Origin of the sequence: Methylomonas lenta, assembly GCF_001644015.1 — a bacterium.
Taxonomy (GTDB): domain Bacteria; phylum Pseudomonadota; class Gammaproteobacteria; order Methylococcales; family Methylomonadaceae; genus Methylomonas; species Methylomonas lenta.
This window is the reverse complement of sequence record NZ_LUUI01000145.1, coordinates 41,006-54,218: the sequence shown is the minus strand read 5'-3', so window position 1 is coordinate 54,218 and position 13,213 is coordinate 41,006. Positions and strand designations below refer to the sequence as shown.

14 protein-coding genes are annotated in these 13,213 nt (G+C 46.1%); 2 read left to right on the top strand and 12 right to left on the bottom strand.

Going from position 1 to position 13,213, the window contains the following annotated elements:
• Window positions 1-371: 371 nt before the first annotated feature.
• The 3 genes from A1359_RS17710 to A1359_RS17705 all read right to left on the bottom strand — a co-directional run bounded on the left by A1359_RS17710 (window position 372) and on the right by A1359_RS17705 (window position 2,998).
• Window positions 372-1,955, bottom strand: coding sequence for a sigma 54-interacting transcriptional regulator (locus A1359_RS17710; protein WP_066986336.1), 1,584 nt, complete (start codon window positions 1,953-1,955; stop codon window positions 372-374).
• 56 nt (window positions 1,956-2,011) lie between these two features.
• Window positions 2,012-2,254 carry an FmdB family zinc ribbon protein gene (locus A1359_RS23720; protein WP_083960712.1) on the bottom strand — a complete coding sequence of 81 codons (243 nt, stop codon included), beginning with the start codon at window positions 2,252-2,254 and terminating at the stop codon, window positions 2,012-2,014.
• A gap of 90 nt (window positions 2,255-2,344) precedes the next feature.
• Window positions 2,345-2,998 (bottom strand): beta-class carbonic anhydrase, encoded by a 654-nt coding sequence (locus tag A1359_RS17705; RefSeq protein WP_066986333.1) that lies wholly within the window; start codon window positions 2,996-2,998, stop codon window positions 2,345-2,347.
• A gap of 566 nt (window positions 2,999-3,564) precedes the next feature.
• Here A1359_RS17705 and A1359_RS17700 point away from each other — a divergent pair.
• A complete protein-coding gene (locus A1359_RS17700) occupies window positions 3,565-5,361 on the top strand; it encodes an ABC transporter transmembrane domain-containing protein (RefSeq protein ID WP_066986330.1) in 1,797 nt (598 codons plus the stop codon).
• A 97-nt stretch (window positions 5,362-5,458) separates the two neighbouring features.
• On the opposite strand, the gene A1359_RS17695 is transcribed toward A1359_RS17700, so the two are convergent.
• The 5 genes from A1359_RS17695 to A1359_RS22560 all read right to left on the bottom strand — a co-directional run bounded on the left by A1359_RS17695 (window position 5,459) and on the right by A1359_RS22560 (window position 8,311).
• On the bottom strand, window positions 5,459-5,647 hold the full coding sequence (locus A1359_RS17695) for a CPXCG motif-containing cysteine-rich protein (RefSeq protein ID WP_066986328.1): 189 nt from the start codon (window positions 5,645-5,647) through the stop codon (window positions 5,459-5,461).
• Between the two features lie 36 nt (window positions 5,648-5,683).
• Entirely contained in the window at window positions 5,684-6,340 is a 657-nt protein-coding gene (locus A1359_RS17690) for a pyridoxamine 5'-phosphate oxidase family protein (protein ID WP_066986325.1), read from the bottom strand.
• Between the two features lie 191 nt (window positions 6,341-6,531).
• The gene (locus A1359_RS17685) at window positions 6,532-7,671 is read right to left on the bottom strand and encodes a GNAT family N-acetyltransferase (protein WP_066986322.1); all 1,140 of its coding nucleotides are present in this window, start codon (window positions 7,669-7,671) and stop codon (window positions 6,532-6,534) included.
• Between the two features lie 131 nt (window positions 7,672-7,802).
• Entirely contained in the window at window positions 7,803-8,012 is a 210-nt protein-coding gene (locus A1359_RS17680) for a P-loop NTPase family protein (RefSeq protein WP_066986319.1), read from the bottom strand.
• Window positions 8,013-8,107: 95 nt separating this feature from the next.
• Window positions 8,108-8,311, bottom strand: coding sequence for a hypothetical protein (locus tag A1359_RS22560; RefSeq protein ID WP_157200593.1), 204 nt, complete (start codon window positions 8,309-8,311; stop codon window positions 8,108-8,110).
• Window positions 8,312-8,343: 32 nt separating this feature from the next.
• On the opposite strand from A1359_RS22560, the gene A1359_RS17675 reads away from it, so the two are divergent.
• Window positions 8,344-9,303 carry a GNAT family N-acetyltransferase gene (locus tag A1359_RS17675; protein ID WP_066986315.1) on the top strand — a complete coding sequence of 320 codons (960 nt, stop codon included), beginning with the start codon at window positions 8,344-8,346 and terminating at the stop codon, window positions 9,301-9,303.
• Window positions 9,304-9,420: 117 nt separating this feature from the next.
• Here the strand turns inward: A1359_RS17675 and A1359_RS17670 are convergent, their stop codons facing one another.
• From A1359_RS17670 to A1359_RS17655, 4 genes are all read right to left on the bottom strand, one after another.
• Window positions 9,421-9,807 (bottom strand): VanZ family protein, encoded by a 387-nt coding sequence (locus A1359_RS17670; protein WP_066986313.1) that lies wholly within the window; start codon window positions 9,805-9,807, stop codon window positions 9,421-9,423.
• A gap of 37 nt (window positions 9,808-9,844) precedes the next feature.
• A complete protein-coding gene (locus A1359_RS17665; RefSeq protein WP_066986310.1) occupies window positions 9,845-10,393 on the bottom strand; it encodes a response regulator transcription factor in 549 nt (182 codons plus the stop codon).
• 11 nt (window positions 10,394-10,404) lie between these two features.
• Window positions 10,405-11,745, bottom strand: coding sequence for an ATP-binding protein (locus tag A1359_RS17660; protein WP_066986307.1), 1,341 nt, complete (start codon window positions 11,743-11,745; stop codon window positions 10,405-10,407).
• Window positions 11,746-11,936: 191 nt separating this feature from the next.
• On the bottom strand, window positions 11,937-13,142 hold the full coding sequence (locus A1359_RS17655) for an acetate/propionate family kinase (protein WP_066986304.1): 1,206 nt from the start codon (window positions 13,140-13,142) through the stop codon (window positions 11,937-11,939).
• Window positions 13,143-13,213 lie beyond the last annotated feature (71 nt).

The following is a 13,213-nucleotide window of genomic DNA, read 5'->3' as shown; positions in this document are numbered from 1 at the left end:
ATAAATTCGCACCCACAGCTGACCAACTTGTTTTATGCGCATTCCTAACCTAACGTTCTCACAAAAGTCCCTCTAAGTCATTGGTTTCAGTTGCAAATAATGTCGGTTTGAGCGCCCGTCAGTTGTAGCTCATGCTGCTCGAAAAATGCGCTGATTCCTGGTTTTTGTATTTTCGATTGCAAGCTGAAATACCTATGGAACTTTAGTGTCGTTTGTTTAAAACGCACCCTATGACGAGGGAATCCACTTTACTTTGAATTCCAAAATTGCCAGCTTGCATGAGTAGTGATGAATAGCTAATTATTTGTTTTTATTAGATTCCATTGTTTTAGGATTCCTGATTTACAAGTATAAAACACGCTATGGATAACTTATTTGGTTCTATATTCGTCCGCATCAATACGATGTTTTTTAAGTTTTTGATGGATTGCGCGAGGGGTAATCCCCATTTCTCTTGCAACGGCGCTCACATTTCCAGAACATCTTGCCAAAGCGTCATGTAGCAGTTTTATTTCGACATTACGGGAAACTTTTTCCTTGGTCGACTGGATAAGGCTGTGATGAGTTTGGTCTACTTCTGAATCAGAAACTTCGATAGATATGTTCTCAATCACTTCCGTTTTAGCAAACAGAAAGGCGTTCTCCAAGACGTTTTCCAATTCCCGAATATTTCCCGGCCAATCGTAATGCATCATTTTTAGCCACGCCTGTTCGCCAAGACTTTTGGGTGGTTTTTGGTATTTGACCGACAATTTTTTTAAGAAATGATCAACTAACGCGACAATATCGTCACGCCGTTCCCGTAACGGCGGGATATTTATAGTAACGATATTTAGCCGATAAAAAAGGTCTTTGCGGAATTCGCCTGCCGACACTAGGTCTTTGAGTTTGCGATTGGACGCTACGATAATACGGATATCGGTTTTAATGAGTTGTCTGCCGCCAACTCGTTCAAATTCACCTTCTTGGAGTACCCGCAGCAATTTAGCCTGACTAGTTAGGCTTAGGCCGTCAATTTCATCCAAAAACAGCGTTCCGCTGCAAGCTCTTTCGAAAAAGCCCTTGTGAACATTGTAAGCGCCGGTAAATGCTCCCTTTTCATGGCCGAACAAAGCACTTTCTATCAGAGATTCGGCGATTGCCGCGCAGTTTACGGCGATAAATTTTTCCGGGTTTCGTCCGCTAGTAGCATGAATGGCGCGTGCGATGAGCTCCTTTCCCACCCCGGTTTCGCCACCTAACAACATATTAGCCATGGTTGGAGCGACGATCTCGATCGCATCCGTGACATCGCGTATCGCTTTTGAATCCCCGATGACCAGAGTTTGCGGCTTTTGCACGCTCGCCGTTTCAGTATCCCCACACCCGCACCAGTAGCGGTCTGTTTTGTCAGTAACCTGGACTATCGCATCGGTATCATTCAATTTGGAGATGAGCTCACCATCCTGGAAGAAATATTCATCCCCACGTCTAGGTTGATGGTCTTCCCGGTTTAGATAAATTGCAACGTCGCAGACCGAATCCCCTACCGCGATGCGCTTTCGTAATTCGACTTGGGCGTATCCGAAGTTTCGGGCTGCGATGCCGCCAAAAACCGACGAGGTCATCTGACACAGCTCAGGTGTTTCTTTTACCTGCGCTCCAAAAGGACAGCGAGTGTTTTCAACCCGAATATCAGCTTCACCGCTCGATGCCCTGCTGAATTCTCCGCCAATCTGGTTCTTAATTTCGATGATTACATCCGTATACTGATCACGCGTCAAAGCATCTTGAAACTCCAATTGCTTTCTGACGGTTTCTTCAAAACAACTGCACGCAGACAAGCCTAGATATTGAACTGAGTTATCTTGGTGCGAGAATTGCTCGTTATGCTTTTTCCACAGATTAACGCTGTGGATTACAAAAGCCTGGAGAAAAGAAACGGGCGTCAAACGGGACAGTAGTCGATTATTCATCTTTACTTAGACACGTTATGCCGGTGATTTGTTCATTGCAAAATTTACAGCGGATACTAATGACGGCAACAGCTACAACTCGGTCCGTGACGATGGGCATTATTGCTATGCTGAGCTTGTAGCGCGTGAATTGCCTGTTCGCGGCCTGCGGCCATAACGCCATGCGTTGCCGGGGCAGTCAGTATAAGCTTGGAACAAGCTCCTCCGCATTTAGTGCAGCATGGTTGAGGATCACTAATGCGATGTTTAGCTTCGAACCTGTATTGGCATTGCCGGCATTGATAATCGTATGTTGGCATTGTTTTGTATTATTTGGTTAAGCTGTTACGGGATGAGAGCGCCTCATAATCGATGCAGCGCTCTCAAAATTCAGATTTACCGCTTGGTTGTTATTTCCATCGATCGGGTTGTTTGTTGGTCACGCCGAATGCTGACGAAACAACATCGGTACGTAGCCGTTTTTCGGGATCGAGGGTCGGCGCTCTCAAACGCCTTGTTTCAACTTCCCAAACCCAGCCGCTTATGATAATGTCCTTCGGAATCAGGGGATGGTTTCTGAAGGTTTCGATGGTTTTCATGCAAGTAACGTCAACATCATCCATCATGCCTATCCACTTGGCGAAAGAACCTTTATTCAGTTTCAACTCGGGCAAAGTAGGGTCTAAGGTTAGGTTATCGGTGTCGACGCCGCGTTCTTTCAGTACGCTTTCCAAGTCGTTGGCATTTGCAGATAACATGCCGCACTGAGTGTGCTGGACGATAACAATCTCCTTGGTGCCGAAAAAGTGACAAGTCAACATGGCGGAACGGATGGCATCGTCTGTTACGATGCCGCCGGCATTGCGGAAACAATGCGCATCTCCTCCCCCGACCGGTGTATCGACCCGAATACCGAGTGCTTCGTCTATCGGTAAACGTTCATCCATGCAGGCCAGTACCCACAAACTGGCATCGTTATGCCCTTCGGCCCCATAGCGACGGCGCGTCGCCCATAAATCATAATCGTTGATCCGCTGTTCGAGCTGGTTTTTTAATGTAGTCATGATTTTCTCCATCCTTAATAAATACTTAAGCAAAGGCCTAAGGTGATTGAGTGGCGCCACTACATATAAAGCAACTAACGCGCCATAATATTAATATATATAAATCAATGCCTTATGATTTCTTTTACTGCTTGTGCTGATACCTTAAAACTGTAAGATAGTAGCCTAATAACCTATATTACGATTTAAATTCAACAACATACAATGTAACCAAGAAAAACTTCTCATAGCGAAGTCTTTGTTCCCATATAAGATTTATGGGCGGCAAGCGTTTGAAACATGGGTAGTCACTCACTCTGTTATTGAACGTCAGTGTAAAATTACTCTGTTAGTCTTAGAGTTAACCCAACTTCGTCATCCAAGCCCCTCTAAGTCATTGATATTAAGTTTTTTTGGTGATATTTCGTTAAAAAAATTCTTTAAAATCAATGGCTCTTTTTTGCGCTCAATGTAGTGCCATTCTATTGGTAATGAAATGGGAACAGTTGTAGCAGATACTGAACACTGCTTATTGCAGCTTATCCTAAGTGCCGGACAGTTAAATCGATAAGCTAGTACAATCAGACATGCCTATTTCAAAATCAAGCCCATCAAATCCCAATCAGCGTTTCTTTTCACTTAAGGCACTGTGGCCATTTGTACGCCCCTATCGCAGGAAAATAGTGCTGGCTTTTTTCCTGCTATGCCTGGGTTCGGGGACTATCCTGCTGGTGCCGTTAGCCTTTCGCGACCTGCTCGATTATGGGTTTGGGGAAACACAAGACACAAGGGATGGATTTTTAGGTAGCTTAAGTTTGAACCAGCATTTCCTGGCATTATTCGGCTTGGCAAGTATTTGGGCTTTGGCCATAGCGGCCAGGTTTTACACGGTGTCCTGGGTGGGCGAGCGGGTAACGGCGGATTTGCGCACGGCTGTGTATAGCCGCGTACTGGCACAGTCCCCTGAATTTTTCGAGACTTTACAAACGGGTGAAGTGCTGTCGCGCTTGACCGGCGACACGACACTGATTCAGACTGTGATCGGCAGTTCCATCTCCATGGGCTTGCGCAGCCTGTTTCAGTTTATCGGCGGAATGGTGATGCTGGCCGTGACCAGTTTTTATCTATTCTCGCTGAACTTAGGCCTGATGGCATTACTCGTTATCCCCATTTTGGCTATCGGTCGACAGGTGAAAAAACTCTCGCGAGAATCACAGGACAAAATTGCCGACGCATCCGCACTGGCTGGCGAGATCCTCAACGCGGTGCCAACAGTTCAGGCTAATACACAGGAACAACAAGAAGCCAAACGCTTTGCCGACAGGGCGGAAATCAGTTTTATAACCGCTATCCGACGTAGCCGTTTTCGAGCGGCGTTGACGGCGCTGATTATCATGGCAGTAATGGGCACCATTGTTTTCGTACTGTGGATAGGCACCAATCAGGTGCGGGCAGGCAGCATGACGGGCGGACAACTGGCGTCTTTTGTGCTGTATGCCATGCTGGTGGCGGGCGGTGTCAGCACGATGGCGGAAGTGTGGGGCGATGTCATGCGCGCGGCAGGCGCATCCGAGCGCTTGCTGGAATTACTGCATGCCAAACCCGCCATTATCGAAACCGAAATACCGCAACGATTGCCGCAATCCGATAAAGCCGAGATTCAATTCGATCAGGTCAGCTTTCGTTATCCATCGAGATTGCAAACTGCTGCATTGGACGACGTTAGCTTCACTATTACAGCAGGCGAAATCGTGGCGCTGGTCGGTCCATCCGGTGCCGGCAAGACGACCTTGTTTCAGTTGCTATTGCGTTTCTACGATACAACTCATGGCAGCATACACTTCAACGGCCAAGATATTCGGCAACTGGCATTACATGAATTGCGTAACAAGATAGCCGTTGTGCCGCAAGATCCGGTGATCTTTTCCGCGAACGCTCTGGAAAACATTCGTTACGGCCGCCCCACCGCCAGCGATGAAGAAGTCATGGCCGCCGCCAAATCGGCGCAAGTGGAAGAATTTATTCATCGCCTGCCGGAGGGCTATCAGACCTTCCTGGGGGAGCGCGGCACCCGCTTGTCCGGTGGGCAGCGACAGCGGATAGCCATTGCACGGGCGATTCTGAAAAATGCGCACCTGTTACTGCTGGACGAAGCCACCAGTGCCCTGGACGCAGAATCCGAAATCCTGGTGCAAGAGGGTTTGCATGCAGCCATGCAGGGTCGGACCACCCTCATCATTGCTCACCGCCTGGCCACCGTGAAGAAGGTCAACCGTGTCATCGTGTTTAACCACGGTCGTATCGTCGAAACCGGTTCGCCAGACGATTTGCGTAAACAGAATGGTTTGTATGCCAGGCTTGCCAGTTTACAATTTGATGCCTGATCAGCTGTGGGTGTGTTTGATTGCTACTTAAGCGATTGCCATGTGGGCTTAAATTTCAGACCTTAGAGATTCTATTGAAATCTGGCCTGATTTATAATCACTCATCTTCAGTGCGGCCTTCAATGCTGACCACTTCGCCATCCTCAGATTCAACCGAAATCATGATGGGTCTACAGCAGACGCTACAGTCTTCAATATACTCCTGCTGGCTAATCGAATAATCAACCAAAACTTCGATATCTTCCCCACAGTACGGACACTGAATAGTTGAGCTGGGTAGGTTCATCACGACGTTAATCCTTATCATTGAAAAGCATGCAAATCAACCCTTTCCATTCATAATCATAGCGCCGTATTCTTCTGGAGTAATAGTGCCGCCAAGCTTTTCAGTAAGGCCTCGGTCGCAGCTAGGCAAAACATCTTGCAGGGCATCAATGCGCTTCCATTGGGTTGCGGGCGTCTCCATTTCTGCTTGCGGCACATATTTCGAAGATTCGATGCGCTGCATACGGTGAACATAACGGGGGCAGTTGATAAATATTTCACTTATTTTTACCCTCACAATCATCTCGGCGCCTGGATATTCAGATAACAGCGGGTCGTCAGACTGAATAACGGCATCGCCCTGCACACGGACACGATGTGGGGTTTCAAAATCGATGAATAACATGCCGATCTTGGTGTTGGCCAGGATATTACCCATGGATAGAAACATGCCATTTCCATCATAGCTAGGGAAACATAAAGTCTGTGGGTCTATGACGCGAACGATACCTGGGTTTCCGCCTTTATAAGAACAGGTGGGATATCCGCGATGGTCTATGGTGGTAAGGAAGAAAAAATCCCTGCTTTCAATGAAAGGCTGGTGTTGCTCGTTAATTTGGTTTTCTATAATAATTTGTTCGAGTTTATCAGCAAGTTTGCGAGTGTCATTTTGATCCTGCAACTGCCTATGCTGTTCACTATAAAAATGGCTCATTGGTTAATTCTCTCTATATGTTTATGGGATGGTAACAGGCCTTAAATAAGTCCTGCCGCCTTCATGGCTTACAAATGGCATATCAGAACAGCCCAGCTGGTAACGCAATAGGGGGAGTGCCCTTGGCTGGCATCATGCTGATACCTGGTTCCGAGATATCATTATCTATATGTTCGCAGATAATTATGCCATTAAAGAACGTTTTGCTTGAATGGCAAATAATCTGAGGCACCTGATTTGTAGCGGTTTACATGGATACGCTCACGATTGACAAAGTCGGCAATTGCCTGAGAAAACCTAGCATCCTTTATCCAATGAGCTGAATAAACAGATACCGGTTCAAAGCCTCTGGCAATTTTATGTTCACCTTGCGCACCCGAGTCGAAGCGTCGTAAGCCTTGTTCGATGCAGTATTCGATGCCCTGGTAATAACAGGTTTCGAAATGCAGTGCGTCATAGTTTTCTGCGCAACCCCAGTAGCGTCCGTAAAGTGTATCTGCGCCGACAAAAAATAAAGATGCTGCGACTGGTGTTTGCTGCTTAATCGCCAGAATCAACTGTAATGCTTCCGGCATTGTCTCAGCCAGCCGGCGAAAAAAGGCTAGATTCAGATAAGGTTGACCGTTACGCTTCAGATAGGTCAAAGCGTAAAATCGATAAAACGTTTGCCAGTGCGTGTCATTGATAGCTTTACCCTCTAGTCGTTGTAAGTGAATGCCTTGCTCGCTGACTTTTCGACGCTCGCGTTTGATCATTTTTCGCTTGCTGGCAGTGAGGGTTTGTAAAAAGTCATCCAGCGTTCGATAGCCTCGATTGAACCATTGAAACTGCACATCTTCGCGAATAATTAAGCCCTTAGATTGCAGCGTGTCTTGTAATAACGTATCGGGAAACAGGCAATGCCATGAGGACGCCGATTGATGGTCAGCATTTTGCTGGATGAATTTCAGTAACAGGTCAATAATCTGCAGCGGCTCGACATCTGGCTGGATGGCTAAGCGCACACCCTGGCAAGGCGTATACGGGATAGAGGTAACGTATTTGGGATAATAGGCTAATCCGTGTGACTGATAAGCTTGCGCCCAAGTTTGATCGAATACATATTCACCCCGGGAATGTGATTTCAGATACATGGGCATTATTGCTAATAACTGATTGTCATCCAGTATCAGGATATGCTGAGGTTGCCAGCCGGTTTGCTCAGATACAGAACCACTGTGCTCTAACGCTGATAAAAATTCGTGGCGCAAAAAGGGGTAATCAACACCGGTCAGCGCATTCCACTGGTTTTGATCAATCTCGGCTAAACGGGTAATAATTTTTACGTCCAAGGCTCATACCTGACTATGTCGTGATTCACAACAAGATACTGGTTACTATGATGTCTGACAAACCGTTTTCACTATCTTGCGAAAATAAAAACCAGCCTATCCTGAAAACTATACGATACCTGATCGCGCCATCAATCCAGGGTTTTTCTAAACGTTTTTAATCCTAGGGCTAGAACGGTCAGCATAAAAACCATGATGGGCCAAATATATTCCCAAAGTAACGACAAGTCGTTGCCTTTCAGGAGTATACCTCGTACCAAGATCAGGAAATGTGTCAAAGGCAGTATGCTACCGACAGCCTGATGGCTGCGCTCTGTGTCAGTACATCGAGACCCAAACATGTGTCGCTGCCACTATCTGGGGTTAACAATCCACCTACTGAACTGAATATTTAACAACTGCTTATTTGTCATCTAATTGGTTTCTTGATAGCCTTTTATGAGCTGTCCCGATAGTTAGCCGGCACTTGATGGTCTCGATTGTAACCGTGACCGTAAGCATTGGTCGATAGTTGCCTGTATCCATTCAGGAGAAACAGCAGCATCAAACAAAAATCCTTGTGCGGATGGAGATTGTCGCTGTTGTCGGCAGGTGAAGTTAGCTGTTGAACGTGATAGGGTGTCAGCGTTTTACAGGACATAAGCACTGGTGCAATCTTATTGGTAATGAGCTATGAATATCCCAAACTTTTACCTTGAACCGGCCTGCAATGAGGTTGATTTCGAAGATCTGCATTATGTGAGAAATCTGGTGTTCGTTGAAGAGCAGCAAATACCAGTGGAATTGGAGTTCGACGAACTCGACCGACAATGCCATCATTTTATCGTGCGCGATGACCAATTCCGACCCATTGGTACTGGACGGATTTCACCGGAAGGCAGAATAGGGCGCATGGCGGTATTACTGGAATGGCGAGGGCAACATGTTGGCGAGTCATTACTGCGGGCTTTGCTTGAAAAGGCGCGTAAACTGGGGCTAACAAATGTCACTGCAAATGTACAACTCACTGCCTTGGGTTTCTACGAAAAATTTGGATTCACTCAAGCAGGCAAGGTATTTACCGAAGCCGGTATTCTTCATCAGGCTATGCAACTTGCCTGTCAACCGCTCGAGAAACCAATACGACCAGCTCCGAAACCTCTTCAAGCTTCAATTCCGTCCATGCGGCTAGAAAGCGTTGAATCTATCTTGGCTGCTACTCTTCAACTGATTAGCCAGTCTCGTCGGCAACTTTGCCTATACAGTCGTGACCTGGAATTGTCAATTTATGGGCAAAATGAAATTGTTCAGGCGCTAAAACAATTTGTGCTGCGAGATTTCAAGGCTAGTATCCAGATCATCATTCAGGATCCAGCGAGTCTTCGAGGTCAGGCGCATCCGGTTTTAGAGTTGGCGCAAAGAGTGTCATCCAATTTTATTATCCGCACTCCGGTGGAAACTGTAGATCTTCAGTATCTTTCGGCATTTGTGATCAATGACTGCGATGGCTATTTATTCCGTCTGCTTGGCAATCGCTACGTCGGGCATTGGAGCCCAAGTTTGCCTGCACAAAATCGCCAGTTGCGCGAAGAATTTGAGCGTGTTTGGCAGCGCTCACGGGTTTGTACGGAATTTCGGCTGTTGGGTTTGTAAATGCAGCCTGTTAGTGAGAAACCTGGCTGTTTTTTCTGCAAAACAGCATCTATTTATTGCCAAACCTTAGATTGAAACTATTAGCTACAGCAATTTTTTTGACTGGAAAATTCAGTGCTAATCAGTGGCAAATAGTGAAAGCTGTTTTCCGCGTTTCTGGTTAAATCTGAATAACAGTATGACGGCCAATGCAGCGCCCAAACTATCGGCCAGCCAATCGAACACGCTGGCAGTGCGGCCAGCAACAAACGATTGATGCCATTCATCCGATAGCCCGTACAAGCTACAAAATAACAAGCAGACCAACGCCAGATGCAAGTTTTTAACATGGGTATGACGCAAGGCGCGCCAGCTAAAAAGCGCCATAACAAAATAGGCGCCAAAATGCAGTATCTTGTCCTGAAAATCAAAAACTGCCGGCATGGGCAGTCTTTCCTGGTCTGACAGCCAAAAAATCAAACTGCAATAGGCCAGCAAGGCTAACCCGTCTAGGATTTTACGCATGAATAATTGTAATTTTTGTAAGTATGTGAAAAAAGGATTATTCCCTAACAGGCCGCTTTTCGAGTTTACGTTGCAGGGTGCGTCTGTGCATGTTTAAGGCGCGGGCAGCAGCGGATATATTGCCTTCATGTTGCATCAAAACTTTTTGCAAATGTTCCCATTCCAAACGTTTTACCGAAAGTGGATTATCGTTGATGGCTACGCTGGCATCGCCTTCGTTTTTGTAAAGTGCTCTGACAATTTCGTCCGGGCTGGCCGGTTTGGTCAGATAATGGATGGCACCTAGCTTGATAGCTTCCACGGCAGTTGCAATGCTGGCAAAGCCAGTCAACATGACGATTTGCGTGTTACTGTCCAAAGAAATCAGTTTTTTTACCATTTCCAGACCGGAGTCGTAACCTATACGCAGATCTATCACGGCGTATTCAGGCTCAGTCTGCTCAGCTAACTGCATGGCTGTGGTGACATTATTGGCAACAGTTACCTGAAAATTTCGTTTTTCCAGGGCAGGCTTTAAAACTAAACAAAAAGTCTCGTCGTCGTCGACTAAAAGTAAATTGGGTTTATCTGTTGACGTATCTGTCATATACACTCTCCTTAGCTTAATATCGGTAAACTGATTTCGACGCAGGCGCCGCCAGTTTCAATGTTATAGAAACTTATTGTACCGCCTAAGCGTTTGATGGTGGTATAGGTTAGAAATAGCCCAACCCCCATACCTTGCTTATTACTTTTTACCGGTTGCTGGCCGACTGATTCGATGAGTTCTGCAGGTAGTCCGGGACCGAAATCCCGAATTTTTAATTCAAGCAAGTTTTTGTCCCAGTGAGCATGAAATTCTATCCCAGCATCTTTATTGGTTGCTTCGGCAGCGTTATTTAAAATATTGATTAATGAGTGAGTGAGTGTGCGTTCGGCAATTATTCGTGCCTGCAGGTCTACCGCACCGGAAACGAACAGATTCAGTTTTGTGGTTGCCTTATGGGTGCGCCATTGTTTCAGGACATCATCGATATACTCACTGACCAGCATCACTTTCCCGGATTCGGCGCGCATTTCACCGGCAGATGCCGACATCACAGACAATGCCTGTTTGCAACGGTCTAATTGCTGTATCAGAATCTGTAATTTTTCACTGAGTTCCGGATAACGATGATCCGGATAATCTTCTGCCAATTCATGCGTCACAATTGAAATGGTGCCCAATGGTGTGCCCATGTCATGGGCTGCGCTGGCGGCCAAAGTTCCAAGTGATACCACGCGCTCGTCGCGTAAAGCGCTTTCCCTGGCATCTGCCAGACTGCGTTCGCGTTCTTTCAGGGTTTTGGCTAGGGCGATAATAAAAAAGGCGACCAATCCGGCGCTAAACACAAAGCCAAACCACATGCCAAAAACATGTAAATTAAAATATCGCCTATCTTCCAGTAGCTGCATGCGCAAACTCATCTCCGGTGTTAAATTCATCATATTATGATGATCGCTATGCGAAGCCAGGGCGGGGAGCGGTACGTTATAAGCAATCAATACCGTGTAGATACATGAGGTTATGATGACCATATTCCAGGCATAGGATTGCGGCAGCATGATAGCCGTGACGATCAAAGGCAATAAAAATATCCAGATAATCGGATTGGACGCGCCGCCGGTCAGATAGAGTAAATAGGCCAGCGCCAATACATCCATGCATATTTGCGAGAAAATTTCGTGTTCGGTTACTGGCTCTTGTGTGCGTAAGCGCAACCAAGTGTATAAATTCAGAATGGAAATAGAAAAAATAGCTAGCCAGATCTGATTCATGGGCAATTTTATGCCCAATCCGTGTACAGCAATAAAAACAGAAATAACCACCCCAAATAGCAGTAAGTTTCTGAGGATATACAGCCAATGTAAATTTTCACGGATGGAAATTTCGGCTTTGGGCAGGATATGAGAAAGCATGTTGAATCGGCGGCTAAATAAACCCTTTATGTTAACCTTAGTTTTATTAATAGGGGATACGAAATTTGTTAATTATTCTGAACCCTATCACAAGGCCAAAACCAGCATCCGGCTCATAGGGCATAAAAGGGGTTTTGAGAGCTCTATTTAATGCAGCTGTCCCAACCTTTTTATGTCCGATTAACACTGTTTTAAAAAGGAGTCTTATTAGTTCCCATTAAACAAGCTTCAGCCTGGATGGCTATTTCCAGTTCTTCCTGAGTGACGGTGACTAATACTTTGACCGTTGCTGAACTTGAACTGATTTCGCCACAAGGATGAGTTGGATTTTGGTTTTTATCGCTATCAATCTGAATGCCAAACGCGGTTAGGCCCGCACAGCATTGCTGGCGTAACCATACGTCATGTTCGCCAATACCCCCGGTAAATACCAATGCGTCAACATGACCTAGCACGGCAAAATAAGCGCCGATATATTTTTTGATGCGGTAGGCATACATTGCTAAAGCCAGTTGGGCGTTTTCGTCACCTGCCTCAGCCATTTGATGAATGCTGCGCATGTCGTTTTCACCACAAACACCTTTACAGCCACTGTTTTTGTTTAACAGATTTTCGATGTCGTCCATTGACATGTCTAAAGTGCGACTGAGATAAAAATGTATCGCCGGATCGATATCGCCGCAACGGGTCCCCATCATCAGGCCTTCTAAGGGTGTCATCCCCATCGAGGTATCAACACTACGGCCGTTTTCTATTGCTGTGACACTGGCGCCATTACCCAGATGCAAGGTAATTAGATTAAGCTCGGCTAATGGCTTACCCAGGTATTGCGCTGCTTGCTTGGCAACATAATTATGCGAGGTGCCATGGAAGCCGTAACGGCGAACACCTTGCTCTTTATACAGTGAGCTGGGCAAGCCATAGCGATAGGCATAATTAGGCAAGCTATGGTGAAAAGCCGTATCGAACACGGCGACTTGCGGAATATCACCCATTTGTTGCAAGGCTTCTTGAATGCCCAGTAAGTTGGCAGGATTATGTAAGGGTGCCAAGGGGATCATGCTGGCAATCTGCTGAGTAACTTGTGCGTTAATTAAAACCGGTTGTTTGAATAATTCACCACCATGCACCACTCTGTGACCGATGCAAGCCAGCTCAGCGTTGTTACTCGCCCCGCTGGCCTTTAAAACAGAAAATATTTCCTGCAAGGCTAGTTTGTGGTTGTTGATAGGGCTTTCGTCGATTTGAGCTTCGTTGCCGGTAACTCGATAGCGATGTAGTGCTAGAGATTCACCAATGCGTTCAATGATACCGGTCAGCAAGGTGCGCTGATCGCTCATGGCAAACAAACTGTATTTTATCGAAGAGCTGCCAGCGTTTAAAACCAGGATTTTCATAGTGTGAGGGTTTATTGGTGAGAAATTTGGTTTACTTCATTGATGTCAAAGAATTCCGGATCGGAACCCTC

Excerpts from the sequence above, each read along its gene's own strand:
- A1359_RS17705 (WP_066986333.1), bottom strand. The coding sequence starts at position 2,998 with ATGACTACATTAAAAAACCAGCTCGAACAGCGGATCAACGATTATGAT.
- A1359_RS17695 (WP_066986328.1), bottom strand. The coding sequence starts at position 5,647 with ATGAACCTACCCAGCTCAACTATTCAGTGTCCGTACTGTGGGGAAGAT.
- A1359_RS22560 (WP_157200593.1), bottom strand. The coding sequence starts at position 8,311 with ATGTCCTGTAAAACGCTGACACCCTATCACGTTCAACAGCTAACTTCA.
- A1359_RS17680 (WP_066986319.1), bottom strand. The coding sequence starts at position 8,012 with ATGTTTGGGTCTCGATGTACTGACACAGAGCGCAGCCATCAGGCTGTC.
- A1359_RS17675 (WP_066986315.1), top strand. The coding sequence starts at position 8,344 with ATGAATATCCCAAACTTTTACCTTGAACCGGCCTGCAATGAGGTTGAT.
- A1359_RS17690 (WP_066986325.1), bottom strand. The coding sequence starts at position 6,340 with ATGAGCCATTTTTATAGTGAACAGCATAGGCAGTTGCAGGATCAAAAT.
- A1359_RS17700 (WP_066986330.1), top strand. The coding sequence starts at position 3,565 with ATGCCTATTTCAAAATCAAGCCCATCAAATCCCAATCAGCGTTTCTTT.
- A1359_RS23720 (WP_083960712.1), bottom strand. The coding sequence starts at position 2,254 with ATGCCAACATACGATTATCAATGCCGGCAATGCCAATACAGGTTCGAA.
- A1359_RS17660 (WP_066986307.1), bottom strand. The coding sequence starts at position 11,745 with ATGCTTTCTCATATCCTGCCCAAAGCCGAAATTTCCATCCGTGAAAAT.
- A1359_RS17670 (WP_066986313.1), bottom strand. The coding sequence starts at position 9,807 with ATGCGTAAAATCCTAGACGGGTTAGCCTTGCTGGCCTATTGCAGTTTG.
- A1359_RS17655 (WP_066986304.1), bottom strand. The coding sequence starts at position 13,142 with ATGAAAATCCTGGTTTTAAACGCTGGCAGCTCTTCGATAAAATACAGT.
- A1359_RS17665 (WP_066986310.1), bottom strand. The coding sequence starts at position 10,393 with ATGACAGATACGTCAACAGATAAACCCAATTTACTTTTAGTCGACGAC.
- A1359_RS17710 (WP_066986336.1), bottom strand. The coding sequence starts at position 1,955 with ATGAATAATCGACTACTGTCCCGTTTGACGCCCGTTTCTTTTCTCCAG.